The organism is Pseudomonas sp. RtIB026 (assembly GCF_016861355.2).
Lineage (GTDB): Bacteria > Pseudomonadota > Gammaproteobacteria > Pseudomonadales > Pseudomonadaceae > Aquipseudomonas > Aquipseudomonas peradeniyensis.
In genome coordinates, this window is record NZ_AP023348.2 from 3,085,257 (window position 1) to 3,102,622 (window position 17,366).

Annotated in this window: 15 protein-coding genes and 1 pseudogene; 8 read left to right on the top strand and 8 right to left on the bottom strand. The window is 67.9% G+C overall.

The genetic code is table 11. The features are described 5' to 3' along the window. Nucleotides 1–19: 19 nt before the first annotated feature. The 6 genes from PRtIB026_RS13875 to PRtIB026_RS13900 form a co-directional block, all read right to left on the bottom strand. Nucleotides 20–1,306 (bottom strand): hypothetical protein, encoded by a 1,287-nt coding sequence (locus PRtIB026_RS13875; protein ID WP_203652666.1) that lies wholly within the window; start codon nt 1,304–1,306, stop codon nt 20–22. A gap of 168 nt (nt 1,307–1,474) precedes the next feature. After that, the gene (locus PRtIB026_RS13880; RefSeq protein WP_203647076.1) at nt 1,475–2,242 is read right to left on the bottom strand and encodes an SDR family oxidoreductase; all 768 of its coding nucleotides are present in this window, start codon (nt 2,240–2,242) and stop codon (nt 1,475–1,477) included. Beyond that, nucleotides 2,239–3,030 carry an SDR family NAD(P)-dependent oxidoreductase gene (locus PRtIB026_RS13885; protein WP_203647075.1) on the bottom strand — a complete coding sequence of 264 codons (792 nt, stop codon included), beginning with the start codon at nt 3,028–3,030 and terminating at the stop codon, nt 2,239–2,241. The genes PRtIB026_RS13880 and PRtIB026_RS13885 overlap by 4 nt, the downstream gene beginning before the upstream one ends. Further along, on the bottom strand, nt 3,027–3,845 hold the full coding sequence (locus PRtIB026_RS13890) for a molybdenum cofactor biosynthesis F family protein (RefSeq protein ID WP_203647073.1): 819 nt from the start codon (nt 3,843–3,845) through the stop codon (nt 3,027–3,029). The genes PRtIB026_RS13885 and PRtIB026_RS13890 overlap by 4 nt, the downstream gene beginning before the upstream one ends. A gap of 76 nt (nt 3,846–3,921) precedes the next feature. Beyond that, nucleotides 3,922–4,581 (bottom strand): helix-turn-helix transcriptional regulator, encoded by a 660-nt coding sequence (locus PRtIB026_RS13895; protein ID WP_203647071.1) that lies wholly within the window; start codon nt 4,579–4,581, stop codon nt 3,922–3,924. A gap of 2 nt (nt 4,582–4,583) precedes the next feature. After that, nucleotides 4,584–6,071, bottom strand: coding sequence for an aldehyde dehydrogenase family protein (locus PRtIB026_RS13900; RefSeq protein ID WP_203647069.1), 1,488 nt, complete (start codon nt 6,069–6,071; stop codon nt 4,584–4,586). A 325-nt stretch (nt 6,072–6,396) separates the two neighbouring features. Between PRtIB026_RS13900 and PRtIB026_RS13905 the strand changes: the two genes are divergently transcribed. From PRtIB026_RS13905 to PRtIB026_RS13935, 7 genes and pseudogenes are all read left to right on the top strand, one after another. After that, on the top strand, nt 6,397–7,566 hold the full coding sequence (locus PRtIB026_RS13905) for a p-hydroxyphenylacetate 3-hydroxylase oxygenase component (RefSeq protein ID WP_203647068.1): 1,170 nt from the start codon (nt 6,397–6,399) through the stop codon (nt 7,564–7,566). Nucleotides 7,567–7,686: 120 nt separating this feature from the next. After that, nucleotides 7,687–8,193, top strand: a pseudogene (locus PRtIB026_RS13910) (flavin reductase family protein); the annotation flags it as partial. A 302-nt stretch (nt 8,194–8,495) separates the two neighbouring features. After that, nucleotides 8,496–9,842, top strand: coding sequence for a hypothetical protein (locus PRtIB026_RS13915; RefSeq protein WP_203647067.1), 1,347 nt, complete (start codon nt 8,496–8,498; stop codon nt 9,840–9,842). Nucleotides 9,843–9,868: 26 nt separating this feature from the next. Continuing rightward, nucleotides 9,869–12,103: an Ig-like domain-containing protein gene (locus PRtIB026_RS13920; protein WP_203647066.1), complete on the top strand. Its 2,235-nt coding sequence runs from the start codon at nt 9,869–9,871 to the stop codon at nt 12,101–12,103. Nucleotides 12,104–12,116: 13 nt separating this feature from the next. Continuing rightward, entirely contained in the window at nt 12,117–12,587 is a 471-nt protein-coding gene (locus PRtIB026_RS13925) for a curlin (protein WP_203647065.1), read from the top strand. 30 nt (nt 12,588–12,617) lie between these two features. Then, nucleotides 12,618–14,063 carry a curlin gene (locus PRtIB026_RS13930; RefSeq protein ID WP_203647063.1) on the top strand — a complete coding sequence of 482 codons (1,446 nt, stop codon included), beginning with the start codon at nt 12,618–12,620 and terminating at the stop codon, nt 14,061–14,063. 157 nt (nt 14,064–14,220) lie between these two features. Next, entirely contained in the window at nt 14,221–14,949 is a 729-nt protein-coding gene (locus tag PRtIB026_RS13935) for a DUF899 domain-containing protein (protein ID WP_203647061.1), read from the top strand. A gap of 36 nt (nt 14,950–14,985) precedes the next feature. Here PRtIB026_RS13935 and PRtIB026_RS13940 read toward each other — a convergent pair whose 3' ends face one another. After that, entirely contained in the window at nt 14,986–15,867 is an 882-nt protein-coding gene (locus tag PRtIB026_RS13940) for a LysR substrate-binding domain-containing protein (protein WP_203647059.1), read from the bottom strand. A gap of 158 nt (nt 15,868–16,025) precedes the next feature. On the opposite strand from PRtIB026_RS13940, the gene PRtIB026_RS13945 reads away from it, so the two are divergent. After that, nucleotides 16,026–16,670, top strand: coding sequence for an ankyrin repeat domain-containing protein (locus PRtIB026_RS13945; RefSeq protein WP_203647056.1), 645 nt, complete (start codon nt 16,026–16,028; stop codon nt 16,668–16,670). A 48-nt stretch (nt 16,671–16,718) separates the two neighbouring features. On the opposite strand, the gene PRtIB026_RS13950 is transcribed toward PRtIB026_RS13945, so the two are convergent. Next, complete coding sequence (locus PRtIB026_RS13950; protein ID WP_203647054.1) at nt 16,719–17,291, bottom strand: LuxR C-terminal-related transcriptional regulator; 573 nt, start codon at nt 17,289–17,291, stop codon at nt 16,719–16,721. Nucleotides 17,292–17,366: the final 75 nt, after the last annotated feature.

Below are 17,366 nucleotides of genomic sequence, written 5' to 3' on the forward strand. Positions count from 1 at the left end.
GGGCGCCCCCGGTACCCCTTCAGAACGGCACAGCCACCGTCAACTGACTATAAATATTGGTTCCGCTCCCCACCTGGTTGCCGCCACTGCTTTGATCCTTGCGCGGCTTGAACAGCCCCAGCAGCGGGGTGACGATCAGGTGCTCGTTGACCGCCCACTCCACATACAGGTCCAGCTCCTGGGCATCCAGGTTCAGGGTGTCGCGGGTGCGCACGGTATCGAAGTGGAAGAACAGCGCGCCGACCGTGAGATCGTCCCGTGGCGTGGCCTTCAGGCCCACATGGTGGATGCCGCTGTTGGTGTTGAACGGCCCGGCATAGTTGCCGGCGACCTCGCCCTGGATCCAGGTGCCGTAGCCGCTGGACAGGCCGGTGAACAGCAGGTCCCAGCCCGCCGAGTAGCGGGTGTAGCGGTAGGTCAGCTGCGGTGCCCAGGGGGCTTCGGCGAAGGTGTAGGCGGCCTCGGCGTACCAGGCGGTCTCGCGACCGCCGCGCTTGTCCTGCCAGGCGTACTCGAAAGCGAAGCGGGTGTTTTCCAGCCCGACGCCACCTTCGCCGCGCAGGCTGTACACATCCATGCCCTCACGGGCCTTCTGGAACTCGCTGGCCCACTGGTCGGTCACGTCGATGCCGTGGATGTAGGTCAGGCCCAGGGTGCCCAGGTCATGGGTGTAGTCCAGGGTGCCGGCCGCCAGCTCGGTTTCGGCCTGGGCACGGTTGTCGGACTTGAGCCACAGCACGCTGCCATGCAGCCCCTGCTTGCCGCCCAGGCGCAGCACCGCGGTGCGGTCGAAGGCGTGGCGCGCGCCCAGGTAGAAGCCGCCGCCGCGATTGAGCTGGCCGTCGGCCGGGCCCTTGCCCAGGTTGGGGCCGTCGTCGTTGATCAGGAAGCCGCTGCCCAGGCGGATCACCTGGCGCCCGCCGGACAGGTCAACGCCATCCTTGCCCAGCAACGGGAACAGATCACCCGAGCGCCAGCCCAGGTAGGCGTCCTCGATCTTGGTGGTGCGTTCGGAGCCGTCCTGGTTGCCGCCGGCGTCGCCGTCGCCCCAGGCGCCGGAGCTGACCCAGTTGAGGGCGCCGTACAGGCTGCCGTTGCCGCCCAGGCCCTGGTCGCCGCTGAGGCCGTACTTGATGAAACCCTCGCGCCAGGTCGAGCCGCCGGGAGTGCCGTCATAGTTGTGGCGGCTGTTGAACATGCCCCAGACCGCGAGCAGGTCGGCATTCAGGTGGCTGTCGTCGTCGGCGTACAGCTCGTAGGCCGGGCTGGCCGGGCCATGGACCAGCAGGGCCAGGGCCGCGGCCATTGCGGTGCGACGTGGGGTGAGACGCATGGATCGATCCTCGTTTGTTGTGTGCGGTCTTGGGTGCCGCGTTGTTGTGGAGGCAGTGTCGAAAGGCGACGGGCTATTAGCGCGTGGAACGCTGGCGGCGGTCTTGCCCGTGGCTGCCAGCGGTCTTGCATATCACCGCCATCACAGGCTCGCGGCGCTCTCCGGCAAGGTCGCGCCTCCGTCGACCACCAGGGTCTGGCCGGTGATGTAGCAGGCGGCGTCAGAGGCCAGGAACAGCATCGCCGCGGCGATATCGGCCGGCTCGCCCAGTCGCCCCAGGGGCACGCCGGCGGCGATCCGGGCGTTCAGGGCGGTATCGCCGAGGTTGTCCATGGCCGGTGTGCGCACCATCCCCGGTTCCACGCCGTTGACCCGCACGTTGAACGCCGCCAGTTCCAGCGCGGCATTGCGAATGAAGCCATTGACCCCGGCCTTGGACGCCGCGTAATGGCTCAGGCCCGGGTAGGCCACCCGGGGCCCGGTCACCGACGAGGTGGCCAGCACGCATCCGCCACCCTGGCGGCGGAACAGAGGCAGGGCGCCCTGGACAAGCCAGAACAATGCGCCCAGGTTCACCGCCAGGGTGCGCTGCAACAGGGCCGGGTCGATCTCGGTGAGTGGGGTGAGTGGAAAGTAGGCGGCGTTGTGCACCAGTACGTCCAGGCGTTGCAGTCCGGCCAGCGAGGCGCGGATCGCGCCGGGGTCGGCCAGGTCGAGGACCTCCCCACGAACCTCGTGCCCCAACGCCACCTGGTCCTCGACCAGGCGCTGCAACGCCTGCGGGTCGAGGTCCAGCGCCAGCACCCGGGCGCCGCCACGGGCGAAACCCTCGACGATGGCCTGGCCGATGCCGCCCGCCGCGCCGGTGACCAGCACCGTGCGGCCTTTGAAGTCGTAGCGCGCGTTCATGCCGATGGCTCCAGGCGGGTGTAGGCCAAAGTCGGCACGTCGACCACGGTCGAACCGCCATCGGCGGTGATCACCGCGCCGGTGACGATGCTGGCCTCGGCGCCGACCAGGAACTGGCATACGGCGGCAATCTCGTCGCTGCTGGCCGGGCGACGCAGCGGCACGTCGGCGGTGACCCGGCGGTAGGCGGCGTCGAGGTCTTCCTGGTAGTGATCCATCAATGGCTGCATCTCCTGGTCGGCCATGGGCGTGCGCACCCAGCCCGGGCAGACGCAGTTGACCCGCACGCCGAATGGCCCGTAGTCGCGGGCCAGTGAGCGGGTCAGGCCGACCAGGGCATGCTTGGCGGTGGTGTAGCCGCAGACCTCGGGGCCGGCCGCCAGCGAGGCGATGGAGCCCAGCAGCACCAGGCTGCCGCGCCGCTCGCGCAGCAACGGCAGGCAGGCCCGGGCAGTGTGGAAGGCGCTGTCGAGGTTGCCGCGCAGGGCCTCGCGCCAGGCGGCGTCGCTGGTCTGCTCGGCCGGTCCCAGGCCATGGCCGCCGGCGCAGGCGATTACCGCGTCGAGGCCGCCGAAACGGGTGCGCACCTGCTCGATGAAACCGGCCCAGGCAGCGCTGTCGGCGGCGTCACCGGCCAGCACCAGGCCATTGCACAGCCGCGCGACGCGCTCCAGCGCCTCGCGGCGACGGCCTACCAGCGCCACCTGCCAGCCCTGGCCGGCCAGGCGCAGGGCGCAGGCTTCACCGATGCCGCTGCCGGCCCCGGTGATCAGTACGCTGCGGCTCATTGCGCAGGCTCCGTGCGGTTGAGCACCCGGCAGTGGGACGACACCGGGAAATTGGCCAGCGCATCGAAGCCGCCGCCCTGGTAGCCGAAGATCTTGCCGTCGCTGCGGTGGTGCGCCAGGTCGATCATCACCAGGCCCAGGGTGGGCACGATCTTCTCGCACCAGACGAACAGGTACAGCTGCTCGGCGATCTTGTAGTAGTACGCCCGGTCGGTGTCGCACAGGCCCTGTTCGACGCCCTTGAGGCACTGCCAGCTGTAGTAGTTGGCGTTGAGGTAGATGTGCTCGTACTCCTCGGTGGGGCTGTAGCGGTAGTGGTTGCGCAGGCCGACCAGCTCGGTGGTCGGCGCGTGGGGGCAGGCGCCGGCCTGCCAGGGGCGGTCGAGGCTGCCGTGCAGGAAGCTGGCCTCGACGCCGGTCAGCGCTTCGCCGGCCAGGGCCAGGGCGTACAGGCCGCGCTGGGTGCGGGCCTGGTCGGGCAAGCGGCCGAGCACGGCGGTGAAGGCGTGCTCGAGGGTGTCGAGCACCAGCGACACCGACCAGGCCTGGCCGGCCTCGTGCTTGATGAAGTCGACCAGGTAGATGCCGGGGCGCACCGAGGTGGCCCGGTAGCCGGCGCTGCCGCTGCTGTGGCCGTCCGCCGCGCGCCAGTGCAGGCGTTCGCTGTCGAAGCGGTGTTCGATGACCCAGCCATTGGCGAAGTGCAGGGTGAGCGTGCGCCCGGACAGGTCGGCCAGTTGCGGCAGGATGAAGGCCTCGGGCGCGAAGCCGTCGGCGAGGGCGCCCACGGTGATCCAGTCGGCGGTGTTGGGCATGGCGGTGACTCCTGTGGTTGGGGTGGCCACAGGGTGCAACGGTGTGACGGGCGGCGGTATCAACCGGAAGGTTGAGTCACAGGTAGAGGCTGGTCACCAGCTCGGTGCGGTTGCGCACGCCGAGCTTGCGGAACAGGTTGATCAGGTGGGTCTTCACCGTCGGCAGGCCGACGCCCAGGGCGCGGGCGATCAGTTTGTTGCTGCTGCCCTGGCGCAGCAGCTCGGCGATCTGCCGTTCCCGTGGGGTCAGTTCGACGGGCGCGGGCGCGCTCGCCAGCGGCTGGCTGGCCACGGCGAGTTGCATCAGCCCGTGCAGGGGCAGCAGGCGTTCGAGTTCGTCGCTGCGGAACTCACCGAGGCTGGCACAGCGCAACAGCGAGACGCCGGCCACGGGACGGCCATCGGCCTGGGCGATGATCTCCACCACGTCCAGCACCTGATGCTGCGCGAGGAAACGCCGGTAGGTCTGGCCCTGGGCTTCGGGCAGGCAGGCCAGGCCCTGGCGCAGCGACACCACCGGTTGGCCGATGGCCAGGCAGCGCTCGGGCTGCAGCGGGTCGAAGGCCCGGTAGTGCTCGAGGTAGCGGGCATGCATCGGTGCCTGCAGGTCCTGCAACAGGAAGTCGCAGGCCTGCTGCCCGGCATCGATGCGGTAGAACGCCGCCAGCGAGGCCGGCACCTGCTGGCTGAAGGCCTGCAGGCAGTAGCGGCCCAGGTCGTGGTTGGCGTGGGTCATGGTCAGTAGCGGATCATCACCGACTTCAGCTCGGTGAAGTCGTCGATGAAGGCCGAGCCGAACTCGCGGCCAATACCCGAGGCCTTGATGCCGCCGAACGGCACCGCCGGGTCGAGCAGGGTGTGCATGTTGACCCACAGGGTCCCGGCCTGGATCTCCGGGATCAGGCGCATGGCCTTGCCCAGGTCGTTGGTCCACAGGCTCGCGCTCAGACCGTAGGGCGAGGCGTTCATCAGGTGGATCAGTTCGTCCTCATGGTCGTAGGGCAGGAAGGTCGCCACCGGGCCGAAGGTTTCCTGGTTGAGCAGGGTGTCGCCCGCGTTGTTGGCGAGGATGACCGTGGGTTCGACGAAGCAGCCTGGGCCGTCGCCGAGGCGTCCGCCATGGACGATGCGGTTGCCCTCGGCACGGGCAGTGGCGAACAGCTCGCCGAGCTTCTGCTGGTGCGGTTTGTTGGCCACCGGGCCGAACTGGGTGGCTTCGTCCAGGGGTGAGCCGATCTTCAACTGGCCCAGGCGCTGGGACAGGGCTTCGAGCAGCGGGTCGAGGCGCGAGCGATGGACGTAGAAGCGCTCGCCGGCGGCGCAGATCTGCCCGGAGTGCAGGAAGCCGGCCTCGATGATGCCGTCCACCGCCTTGTCGACGGTGACATCGGGCAGGAACGCCACCGCGTTCTTGCCGCCAAGCTCCAGGGTCGCCCGGGTCAGCTTGGCGCCCATGGCCGCCTGGCCGACGGCGATGCCGGTGGGCACGGAGCCGGTGAACGACACCTTGTCGGTGCCGGGGTGCTCGACCAGCGCCTTGCCCACCAGGCCGCCGCCAGTCAGCACATTGAGCGCGCCCGGCGGCAGGCCGGCCTGGCTGGCCAGCTCGGCGATGCGCAGCAGGGTCAGCGGGGTGAATTCGCTGGGCTTGAGCACGATGCTGCAGCCGGTGGTCAGGGCCGAGGCCAGTTTCCACAGAGCAATCATGGTGGCGAAGTTCCACGGCACGATGCCCACCACCACGCCCACCGGCTCGCGCAGGGTGAAGGCGCTGTAGCGCTCGCCGGCGAAGGAGGGCAGGGACGGGGTGATGGTCTGGCCGGTGATCTTGGTGGCCCAGCCGGCGTAATAGCGCAGGAAGTGCGCGGCCTGCTCCACCTCGAAGGCGCGGGCGATGCCGATCAGCTTGCCCGACTGCAGGGTTTCCAGCTGGGCCAGTTCCTCACGGTTGGCCTCCAGCAGGTCGGCCAGGCGGAACAACACCGCGGCGCGGGCGGCGGGGCTGGTGCGCGACCAGCTGGCAAAGCCCTGGCGGGACGATTCGACGGCGCGCTCGACATCGGCCAGGTTGGCATCGGCGACCTGGGCGATGGCTTCGCCGTTGGCCGGGTTGTGCACGGTGATGCGGGCGCTGGATTGGCTGGCGACCGATGCGCCATGGATGTACAGACCGTGGTCGCGGGCCAGGAAGGCGCTGACGCTGGGGAGGAGGGGGATGTCGCTCATGGCAGGGCTCCGGGTAATGGCGAGATGCGTTGATCCAGGCGCTGCGCTGCTTGGCACCGGCTGTGCCGGTGATCGCGGGGCAAGCCCGCTCCTACAGGGATCTGCGGCGCTGGTTTGTTGCAGGTTACGACGCGCAGCCCTGTGCTTCTTGTCTGCCCGTGCCGCCCCCATGACCCTGCCTGCCAGGCGCCACGAAAAGTGCAATCCGAGGTGCGGAAGTTGCATTTTCCACCTCGCCCACGGCTCCCATACTGACCCGGCATTCATCAGCGAGCGGCCCCTTCCAGGCAGCGTTCGCCAGGGTCCAATAACAATGAGCCAGACCATGAAAAAGCCAAACTCCCTGCTCGAAGACCTCAAGCCCCTGTTGCCGGCCATCGCCGCCCGCGCCGACCAGGCCGAGCGCGAGCGCAGCGTGCCCGCCGAGAACATCGCCGCGCTCAAGGCCATCGGCCTGCACAAGGCCTTCCTGCCCAGGCATTACGGCGGCCTGGAAATCAGCCTGCCGCAGTTCGCCGAGTGCATCGCCGCATTGGCCGGCGCCTGCGCCAGCACCGCTTGGGCGATGAGCCTGCTGTGCACCCACAGCCATCAGCTGGCGATGTTCCCGGCACGCTTGCAGGACGAGATCTGGGGCCGCGACCCGGACGCCACCGCCAGCAGCAGCATCGCGCCGTTCGGCCGCACCGAGGAGGTCGAGGGCGGTGTGCTGTTCAGCGGCGAGATGGGCTGGAGCAGCGGCTGCGACCACGCCGAGTGGGCGATCATGGGCTTTCGCCGGGGCAACCCCGAGGGTGGCCAGGACTACTGCTTCGCCGTGCTGCCGCGCAGCGACTACCAGATCCGCGACGACTGGTTCGCCGCCGGCATGCGCGCCAGTGGCAGCCGCACGCTGATCGTCGAGCGTGCCTTCGTGCCCGAACACCGTATCCAGAAGGCCAGGGACATGATGGAGGGCCAGTCGGCGGGCTTCGGGCTGTACCCGGACAGTGCGATCTACTTCAACCCGTACCGGCCGTACTTCGCCAGCGGATTCTCCACGGTCAGCCTGGGCATCGCCGAGCGCATGCTCGAGGTCTTCAGGGACAAGACCCGCAACCGCGTGCGCGCCTACACCGGCGCCGCCGTCGGCGCGGCCACCCCGGCGCTGATGCGCCTGGCCGAGTCCACCCACCAGGTCGCCGCGGCGCGTGCGCTGCTGGAAAAGAGCTGGGAGCAGATCGCCGAGTACAGTGCCCGGCACCAATACCCGACCCGCACCGAGCTTACCTACTGGCGCACCAACCAGGGCTACGCGGTCAAGCTGTGCATCCAGGCCGTGGATCGGCTGATGGAGGCGGCCGGCGGCGGCGCCTGGTTCGACGGCAACGAGCTGCAGCGACTGTTCCGCGATGCGCACATGACCGGCGCGCATGCCTACACCGACTACGACGTCTGCGCGCAGATCCTCGGGCGCGAGCTGATGGGGCTGGAGCCGGACCCGGCGATGACCTGATCTGCAACCGATAAACATGGACGGAACAACGTGGGAGCGGGCTTGCCCCGCGATAGCGCTCGATCAGACAAGCCCGCGCCCGCAAACCGACCCAGCCCGATAACAATGACGGAGCCTTGCATGTCCACTCCCTTCGATAGCCGCGCCTTCCGCCGCGCCCTGGGCAACTTCGCCACCGGCGTCACCGTGATCACCGCCGCCGACGCCTCGGGGCGCAAGGTCGGCGTCACCGCCAACAGCTTCAACTCGGTATCCCTCGATCCACCGCTGGTGCTCTGGAGCATCGACAAACGCTCAGGCAGCCATGCGGTGTTCGAGGCCGCCGGGCACTTCGCCGTGAACGTGCTGGCCGCCGACCAGATCGACCTGTCCAACACCTTTGCCCGCCCCAGCGAAGACCGCTTCGCCGGAATCGAACACGAGACCGGAGAGGGTGGGGCGCCCTTGCTGCCAGGCTGCGCGGCGCGTTTTCGCTGCGAGAAGTTCCAGCAGATCGATGGCGGCGATCACTGGATCCTCCTCGGCCGGGTGCTGGCCTTCGACGACCTGGGCGGCTCGCCGCTGCTCTATCACCAGGGTGCGTATTCCAGGGTCCTGCCGCACACGCTGATGGAACGTCGTACCGAGAGGTAGCGTATTCAAGGCGTTCGCTGCACGCCTTGTAACGCCGGCCAGATCGAGCACCACGCGCACAGCGCTCGATCTGACAGGCGCACAATCCCTTGCGGTGAATACCACGCCACCCTGGCCCCATTCCCCAATGCTGGGTCCACCCGCCCATCTGCAACACTTCGCCGGATACCGGTCAGGCACGCTGGAACCCTTGCTCCAGAGCCATTTCTCAAGGCCATGGGAAACCTGGCACAACAGTTGCCGATGCCTCTGCAGACGCCCCAACCCATGGGCCCGTTTGCAGGAGGAAGCAACTCATGCACCGACCGACTCCCCACCCGCTGGCCGTGGCGATCTTTGCCGGCCTGCTCCAGCTACCGGCCCAGGCTGCGCTGTATGCGGTCGACAGCGGCCCCTATACCCTGCCCACCGGCAAGTTCCCCGCCTGGTACCAGGACAGCCATGGCCGAGTGCTCGACCTGTGCCTGTCCAAGGCGGTGAGCTCACGGGTCGCCGGTGCCCCCGGCGCGCCGTCGTACATGTGCACGCTGCTGCCCACACCCGGCGTGTTCGACGATACCCAACCGATCGTCTTCCCCAGCAACTTCCCCGACGAGGCCTTCTGGTTTACCGCCGACGCCGCCATCGTCGATGCCGCCCGCGGCATCGACCTGAGCTTCGGCTCGGCCATCGAGGCTGCTTTCGCCGCCGAGGAGCCGGTGGAAGGCGACCAGGTCAGCTTCGCCCGGGTGCGCATCCGCGTCGATGTGCCGGTGGCCGGCACCTACACCATCACCCATCCCTACGGCGTCGACGTGTTCGACGTGCCGGCGGGCGGGCGCCGGGCGATCAACATGACCCGCGACATCGGCATCGGCTCTCCCGGCGACTACAGCGGCGCGCTCAAAGGCGACGTCGGGCCGTTCCTGCGCAGCGTCAACGGCCCCTATACCGAAACCAACCCCGGCACCGGCGCCAGCGAAAGCTACATTGGTGACCCGAACCTGGAAGAGCCGGTCACCGGCAGCCCGTTCAACACCAACTTCGTGCGCATCGAGGGCCCCAACGGCATCGACCTGCGCACCGAGCTGTTCGCCATCTCCGGCAAGCTGTCCACGGTCAACCGGCCGACGCCGCTGATCCCGCAGCGCAGCACCTACTCGCGGCATACCGTCAACGGTGACCTGCGGGCCCAGCAGGATGTGTTCGTCATGGCGCCGCCGGCGCCGGCCACGGTCACCCTGACCAGCCAGACGCCGACCCTCTCCCTGGGCGAGGCCAACGGCACTGGCGCCTGGTACGGCCAGTCGGCGCTCAACCCGACCCTGCCGCTGACCCTGCAGGTAACCGCCGACAACAGCCTGGCCATCACCACCAGCACGCCGACCAGCGCCGCCATGCCGCTGACCGACCTGGTGACCATCAGCCGCGCCGAATACAGCCTGGCCAGCGGCCAGCTGACCCTGGTCGCCAGCAGCAGCGACGAGACCAGTCCGCCCGCACTCACCGCCCGCACCGGCAACGGTGCGCTGATCGGCAACCTGAGCGGCAACGGCGCGGTCAAGTCCCTGACCACCGGGCTGTCACCCATCCCGCCAGCGCAGGTGCAAGTCACCAGCAGCCACGGCGGCAGCGACAACGAAGACGTGGTGCTGGTGCCATGAACAGACACCGCCTTCAAGGAGGCCGCATGAATACTTGGTCGCGTCGGGCGCTGTGCGCCGCCGGTTTCACCCTTACCGTCAGCAGCGCGGCCTTGGCCGCGCTGAGCGAGGTCGATCCCGGCCCCTACACCTTCGCCACCGGGGGCTACCCGATGTGGTACAAGGACGCCAACAACCTTGCCCTGGAGCTGTGCCAGTCACGCGCCACCAGCTCGCGGGCACCGGGTGCGCCGGGCGCCCCGGCCTACATGTGCACGCTGCTGCCCGAGCCCGGGGTCTACGACGACGCCCTGCCGCTGGTGTTCCCGGACAACTGGCCGCCGGAGATGTTCTGGTTCCTGGCCGAGACCGAGATCCCGCAGGTGGGCAACAGCGGCTACGAGCTGGAAGTCTATGTCGCCGGCCTCGAGGCGGCCTTCGCCGCCGAGAACCCGGTCAACGGCGACCAGCAGAGCTTTGCCCGCATCCGCATCCGCGCCTCGGTGCCGCGCACTGGCACCTACACCATCACCCACCCGTTCGGGGTCGAGACGGTCAACGTGACCACCGCCGGGCGACGAGCGATCAACATCACCCGCGACATCGGCATCGGCGCGCCGGGCAACTTCAGCGGCGCCCTGAACGGCAACCTCGGCCCGTTCCTGCGCGGCGTCGGCGGCCCGTACACCGAGGTCAACCCGGACACCGGTGCCACCGAGACCTTCGTCGGCGACCCGAACATCACCGAGGCGGTGACCGGCAGCCCGAACAACACCAACTTCGTGCGCATCCAGGGCCCGGCGGGCACCATCCAGACCAACGTCTTCACCGTCTCCGGCAAGGTCCTCGACCAGCGCCAGCAGACCCCGGTGACGCTGCAGCGCGCCACCTACCAGCGCAACGCCGCCGGCACCCGCGTCGAGGTCTTCGCCAAGGCGCCGAACAGCGCCAGCCTGTGCCTGCGCAACGGCCTGGCGCTGATCGGCTCGCCGCCCTCGCCGTGCCAGTTCAGCATGCTCGCCGACAACAACGGGCTGTTCTTCAGCCAACAGCTGAGCCAGGCCGTGCCACCGTCGGTGGTGGTGGTCACCGCCAGCAGCCCGGCCGGCACCACGCGGCCGACGGCGCTGTCGAGCAAGCTCAGCGATGTGGTCAAGGTCGCCACCGCACGCTACGACTGGAGCGCCAAGCGCCTGCTGGTCGAGGCCCGTTCCAGCGATGAAGTGGTGGTGCCCGACCTGCTGGTACAGGGCTTCGGGCGCATGTCCAAGTCCGGCGTGCAGCAGAGCCTGACGGTCAACGACCTGGCCCAGCCGCCCGCCAGCATCACCGTCAAGTCGGCCCACGGCGGTATCGACGTGGAGCCGGTGGTGGTGGTCGGCAATGCCCCGGTGCCCACCGAGAACCAGGCCCCCGTGGCCCAGGCCGACAGCGCCAGCACCAGTGTCGGGGTGCCGATCACCCTCAACCTGCTGGCCAACGACAGCGACCCGGACGGCAACGTGCCACTGAGCATCACCGACCTCACCCAGCCGGGCACCGGCCTGGGCGGCGTGGTACTCAACGGCACCACCGCGGTGACCTACACCCCGCCGGCCGGCGCCACCGCGCCAGTGGTGGCGACCTTCAGCTACCGCGCCCAGGACGCCAAGGGCCTGAAGTCGACCCCGGCCACGGTGACCGTCAACGTCGCGCCGAACCGTCCACCGAGCGCGGTGGCCGACAGCGTCGCCACCCTCGGCGTGCCGCTGACCATCAACGCCCTGGCCAACGACACCGACCCGGAAGGCAACCTGCCTCTGACCATCGCCAGCGTTACCCAGCCGACCCCGGCCGGGCGCGGCACGGTCAGCACCGACGGCAACGTGATCACCTACACGCCGCCGGCCACGGTGAGCGCGGCCTTCAGCACCAGCTTCAGCTACATCGCCCGTGACTCGATCGGCGCCACCTCGACGCCCGGCACGGTCACCGTGCAGGTGTCGCCACGGCCGGCCCAGGAAACCTTCGCGGTCACCGCGGCGACGGTCACGGCGCGCTCGAACAACCGCTTCAACTGGGATATCAGCGGCACATCCTCGGTGACCACCGGTAACACCATCACCGTGCGCGTGACCACCACCACCGGCGTGCAGACCCTCGGTACCACCACCGTGCCGGTCACCGGCCGCTGGCGCCTGACGGTGAGCAACAGCACGACCTTGGTGCCCACCGCCGCGCCGACCGCCACGGTGACCAGCAGCCAGGGCACCACGCGCACGGTCAACGTGGTGGTGCAGTAAACGGAGGGATGCCATGAACGCCCTGTACCCACTGCTGCTGAGCCTGGCCCTGACCGGCCAGGCCCTGGCCGACGACCTGATGGACAACGCCGACCTCGCCGTCGGCAGCGACCTCGGCGAGCCGCTGGTGCTGCGCCTGCTGCCGACCGCTGCCGGCCAGGTTGCGGTGATCGAGCAGCTGGGCACGGGCAACCGCGCCGCCCTCGACCAGAACGGCCAGGCCCTGCTGGGCCGGATCGTCCAGGCCGGGAGCGCGCAGGAGGCGTACATCCTGCAGGAAGGCAGCGACCTGACGGCCGCGATCAGCCAGCAGGGCCAGGGCAACAACGCCACGATCCGCCAGAACGGCAGCGACAACAGCGCCGCCATCGAGCAGATCGGCAACCACAACAGCGCCACCATCGACCAGCGCGGCACGGGGCTGAACAGCACCGTGACCCAGGCCGGCAACGGCCAGCAGGTCCATGTCAGCCAATACCGCTAGGCCCAACACGACAGATCTGGAGGCAACACCATGCACAAGCTCGCCCCCCTGAGCGCTGCCATCGTCCTGGCCCTTGCCGGCCAGGCCATGGCCGACGACAGCATCTCGACCCAGTCCCAGCAGGGCAACCAGAACATCGCCGAGGTCAAGCAGAGCCAGGCGCCGTTCGCCTCGGCCACGCAGAACCAGACCGGCCACGACCACAACCACATGGCGCTGCAGGACAACAGCACCAGCCATATCCAGCAGAGCGCCACCGGCTCGTTCAACGCCGGCTACGCCGAGCAGCTGTACGAGAACGGCAGCCAGATCACCCAGCAGTCCGGCGGCAGCCTCAACGACGCCTTCGCCAGCCAGTCGGTGGGCGAGAACAACGAGTCCCTGCAGATCCAGCTGGGCAGCGGCAACCGTTCGGTCATCTGGCAGGACACCCAGCTGGGCAGCCAGGCCACCACCTTGCAGTCAGGCCATGGCAACGACGCCACGGTCGAGCAGCTGTTCGGCGGCAGCAACAACAAGAGCGTGATCATGCAGGGCGGCACCGGCAACCAGGCGGCCGCCGAGCACATGACTCACCAGGACGGCGATATCGCGATCTACCAGGAGGGCAAGCAGAACTGGGCCTATGGCGACCAGCGCGACGGCCTGGGCGGCACCATCGGCATCGACCAGTACGGCACCGGCAACTCGGTGGAGGTGTGGCAGGACAACCAGGCCGCCAGCCAGGCCAGCGTGTACCAGAATGGCCAGGCCAACGAAGGCTACATCGACCAGAGCTTCGGCCAGGGCAACAGCGCAGGCCTCAGCCAGACCGGTCGCGGCAATGCCAGCTGGTCGGACCAGTACGAGACCAGCCAGGCGGTGACCAGTATTTCCCAAGTAGGCAACAACAACCTGCATTTCACCTACCAGACCGGCGACAACCACAGCCTGACCATCAGCACGGCGGGCAATGCCAACAAGATCATGGCCAGCAACTGGAAGGGCGAAAAATCCGGTGGGCAGTTCGGCGTCGGCCAACAGGCGCAGATCAACCAGACCGGGAATGGCAACGGCGTCAACATCACCCAGGAAGGCAACGCCCAGGTCGCGCGGCTGGACCAGAACGGCAACCGCAACCAGATGGAAACCCGCCAGGCCGACAGCAACAATGAGCTGTACTTCGAGCAGAACGGCAGCGACAACCTGCTCATCGCCGACCAGCGCGGCACCGCCAACTACGCCGAAGGCCTGGCCGCCGGCAATGGCGGCAGCATCACCCTCGACCAGTCGGGCAGTGGCAACCAGAGCTACACCTACCAGCTGTACGGCAATGGCAACGAGGCCACCATCAAGCAGACCGACGTGGCCAACCTTGCCTACGTGACCCAGGGTGGCAACGGCAACCAGGCGTTCGTCGACCAGAGTGGCGCAAGCCAGACCGCCACCATTACCCAGTATGGCAATGCCAACTCGGCGACTGTGACCCAGCAGTGACGGGCTCCCCCCTTGGACCGCGGTGTTTGCTCTCCCTGGCGCCGCGGTTCCTTTTTCCCCGCTTTGCGTGACCATCCGTCGGTAACGGCACAAGGCCTGTCGAAACATTCGGTACCTGTTCGACCACCTGGTGAACCCCCAGCGTGGAGTCACGTCCATGAGCCATCCCATCCCCAAGCATGCCGTGGTCACGCGCAGCCAGTGGCTTGCCGCCCGCCAGCAGCTCTGGCTGCACGAGAAAGCCTTCACCCATCAACGCGATGAACTCGCCGCCGCCCGCCGCGCCCTGCCCTGGGTGCGGGTGGAACAGGACTATCGATTCCACGGCCCGCACGGCGAGCTGGGCCTGACCGAGCTGTTCGCCGGACGCAGCCAGTTGCTGGTCTATCACTTCATGTTCGCCGAAGGCTGGAACGAAGGCTGTCCGGGCTGTTCGTTCCTCGCCGACCACTTTGACGGCGCCAACCTGCACCTGGCCCACCATGACGTGTCCCTGGTGGCGGTGTCGCGGGCGCCCTATGCCGAGTTCCAGGCGTTCCGCCAGCGCATGGGCTGGCGCTTCCCGTGGTACTCCTCGCATGGCAGCCCCTTCAACCAGGACTTCGGGGTCAGTGTCGCCACCGACGGCAGCGCCCAGTACAACTACGAACCCTATACCGGCAACGAGGCGGAGCTGCCCGGGCTGAGCGCGTTCTACCGGGAGGCCGACGGCAACCTGTACCACACCTATTCCACCTATGCCCGGGGGCTGGACATCCTGGTCAACGCCTACAACTTCCTCGACCTGGCGCCCCTGGGGCGCAACGAGGAAGGGACGATGGACTGGGTGCGGCATCATGATCGCTATGAGGACGCGCAGGACAAACCCCACTGTTGTGGGGACTGAGAGAGTGCCATCGCGGGGCAAGTCGCGATGGCCGTATCAGATCGCCCGCAGCGCCAGCAACTCCGTCAGCACCTCGGCCAGCGCCTTGACCATCACGTCCGCCGTCGGCCGATGCACGATCACGATCTCGTAGCTGTCCACTTCAGGCAGCCCTTGCTCGGCACCCAATACCCGGTGCTCGGCCAGCGCCGCGCGTGGAGGAAGCAGGCTGATGCCCATGCCGTCGGCCACCGCTGCCTGGATCCCGCTGAGGCTGGAGCTGGTGAAGCTGATGCGCCAGCGCCGGCCCATGCCTTCGATCGCATTGATCATGTCGTCGCGGTACAGCCCGCGTGGCGGGAAGGTCACCAGCGGAATCGGATCGAGTTCGAAGGACGGTGTGCGTACGCTGTCGATCCACTGCAACCGCTCCGGCCAGCAGGCCACGCCCTCGCGACTGTTGCGCCGCTGCTTGAGCAGCACCAGGTCGAGCTCGCCGTTGTCGTAGGCCTGGCTGAGGTCGCGGCACAGGCCGCTGGTAACCTCCAGCTTGACCTGCGGATGGCGCCGGCTGAACGCGGACAGCGCGTTGGTGGTGCGTCCGCCGACGAAATCCTCCGGCACCCCCAGGCGCACGGTGACGCCGACCATGGCCCCGGCCAGGGCTTCGAGCATCTGGTCGTTCAAGGCCAGCATGTGCCGGGCATAGCCGAGCAAGGTCTGCCCGGCATCGGTGGGCAGCACGTCGCGGTTGCCGCGCACCAGCAGGCGATGACCGACCATGTCTTCGAGGCGGCGAACCTTCTGGCTGATGGTCGACTGGGTGGAGTGCAGCCGTGCGGCGGCGGTGGTGAAACTGCCGCAGTCGGCCACCACGACGATGGCGCGCAGCAGGTCGAGGTCGAACAGGGCCCTATTCGGTTTTACGCTGGAAGACATCTTGGTATTCAGCTTCTGAATGACAAACCTGACTTCTACCATGGGAACCGCTACCCGGCAACATGCGCAAATACACTGGGTTGCATCCAGATAATTCACTTCTGCTACAACGATCAGGGCCCTACATTGGAGCTTCGTCGCACAAGGAACCGATGCCCATGCGCCTGCCGTTCGCCGCCTTGCTGTTGAGCCTGAGCCTTGCCACCCATGCCGAGACCACGACCATGAACACCGCCTTGCTCGATGCCGCCCAACGGGGTGATGCGCCAGTCGTGCGCCAGTTGCTGGAGCAGGGCGCACCGCCGGACACCCGCGACGAGCAGGGCCAGACCGCGCTCTTGGTGGCGACCCACGCCAACCAGGTGGATGTGGCCAAGGTGCTGATCGAGGCCGGGGCCGACGTCAACGCCAAGGACAATATCAACGACAGCCCCTACCTGTATGCCGGCGCCCGCGGGCTGAACGACATCCTGCGCCTGACCCTGGCCCATGGCGCCGACCTGAGGAGTACCAACCGCTACGGCGGCACCGCGCTGATCCCGGCGGCCGAGCGCGGCCATGTCGAGACCGTGCAACTGCTGATCGATGCCGGCGTCGACGTGAACCACCTCAACCGCCTGCACTGGACCGCGCTGCTCGAGGCGGTGATCCTCGGCGATGGCGGCCCGCGGCATGTGGAGATCGTGCGCCGGCTGCTGGCGGCCGGGGCGGATCCACGGATCGCCGACAAGGATGGCGTGACCGCGCTGGAGCATGCCCGCCAGCGCGGATACCAGGAGATGGTGGCCCTGCTGCAAAGGTAGGGTCCGTTCAGGCAAGCGACCTGTTTGCGGGTTGCTGATGACCCGCAATCAACTGATGAAAATGATCTTCGACACCAACTCCGCGCTGTTCTTCGCCTGCAATTTTTTCATCAGCCGTGCCCGATGCACTTCCACTGTCCGATGCGAGATCCCCAACCGCCGCGCCACCTCCTTGCAGGTCAGCCCATTGACGATATGCAACGAAATCTCCCGCTCGCGTGGCGTCAGTTGCACCGTCGGCGCCGGCTGCCGGTCGAGCCGTTCGAAATGCCAGATCATCAGCTTGAACGGATCCTCCACCGTCAGCGTGAAGCCCTGGGCCCGAGCCCAGAACACCTCGCCATTGCGGTGCTGCATGAAGCGTTCGTCGGAGTAGAAGGCGCCCAGCCCGTTGCGCAGCCAGTGCTCGCTGCGCTCGCCGATGCTCTGGTAATCAGCGTGGGAAGGGTAGAGCAGCAAGGTCAGATGCCCGCGCAGTTCTTCACGGGTATAGCCGAACAGCCGGGAGAAGGCCTCGTTGCAGTCAAGCATGCGCCGGTGGCCGGTGATCAGTTGCGGCGCCGGTGAAACCTGGAACGCCAGGCGTTCGAGGTCCGGGGAGGCGTGGGTGGGTACGGTCATCAGGCTTCCTGCCTTGGTGCTTGTGGTGGTGTCCCGTACGGCTCACTACTTACTCGCGTACGTAGTTGCCCCAAC

Coding starts and splice junctions, on each gene's coding strand:
- PRtIB026_RS13945 (WP_203647056.1), top strand. CDS start 16,026: ATGCGCCTGCCGTTCGCCGCCTTGCTGTTGAGCCTGAGCCTTGCCACC.
- PRtIB026_RS13915 (WP_203647067.1), top strand. CDS start 8,496: ATGCACCGACCGACTCCCCACCCGCTGGCCGTGGCGATCTTTGCCGGC.
- PRtIB026_RS13905 (WP_203647068.1), top strand. CDS start 6,397: ATGAAAAAGCCAAACTCCCTGCTCGAAGACCTCAAGCCCCTGTTGCCG.
- PRtIB026_RS13950 (WP_203647054.1), bottom strand. CDS start 17,291: ATGACCGTACCCACCCACGCCTCCCCGGACCTCGAACGCCTGGCGTTC.
- PRtIB026_RS13890 (WP_203647073.1), bottom strand. CDS start 3,845: ATGCCCAACACCGCCGACTGGATCACCGTGGGCGCCCTCGCCGACGGC.
- PRtIB026_RS13935 (WP_203647061.1), top strand. CDS start 14,221: ATGAGCCATCCCATCCCCAAGCATGCCGTGGTCACGCGCAGCCAGTGG.
- PRtIB026_RS13930 (WP_203647063.1), top strand. CDS start 12,618: ATGCACAAGCTCGCCCCCCTGAGCGCTGCCATCGTCCTGGCCCTTGCC.
- PRtIB026_RS13875 (WP_203652666.1), bottom strand. CDS start 1,306: ATGGCCGCGGCCCTGGCCCTGCTGGTCCATGGCCCGGCCAGCCCGGCC.
- PRtIB026_RS13925 (WP_203647065.1), top strand. CDS start 12,117: ATGAACGCCCTGTACCCACTGCTGCTGAGCCTGGCCCTGACCGGCCAG.
- PRtIB026_RS13895 (WP_203647071.1), bottom strand. CDS start 4,581: ATGACCCACGCCAACCACGACCTGGGCCGCTACTGCCTGCAGGCCTTC.
- PRtIB026_RS13940 (WP_203647059.1), bottom strand. CDS start 15,867: ATGTCTTCCAGCGTAAAACCGAATAGGGCCCTGTTCGACCTCGACCTG.
- PRtIB026_RS13880 (WP_203647076.1), bottom strand. CDS start 2,242: ATGAACGCGCGCTACGACTTCAAAGGCCGCACGGTGCTGGTCACCGGC.
- PRtIB026_RS13885 (WP_203647075.1), bottom strand. CDS start 3,030: ATGAGCCGCAGCGTACTGATCACCGGGGCCGGCAGCGGCATCGGTGAA.
- PRtIB026_RS13920 (WP_203647066.1), top strand. CDS start 9,869: ATGAATACTTGGTCGCGTCGGGCGCTGTGCGCCGCCGGTTTCACCCTT.
- PRtIB026_RS13900 (WP_203647069.1), bottom strand. CDS start 6,071: ATGAGCGACATCCCCCTCCTCCCCAGCGTCAGCGCCTTCCTGGCCCGC.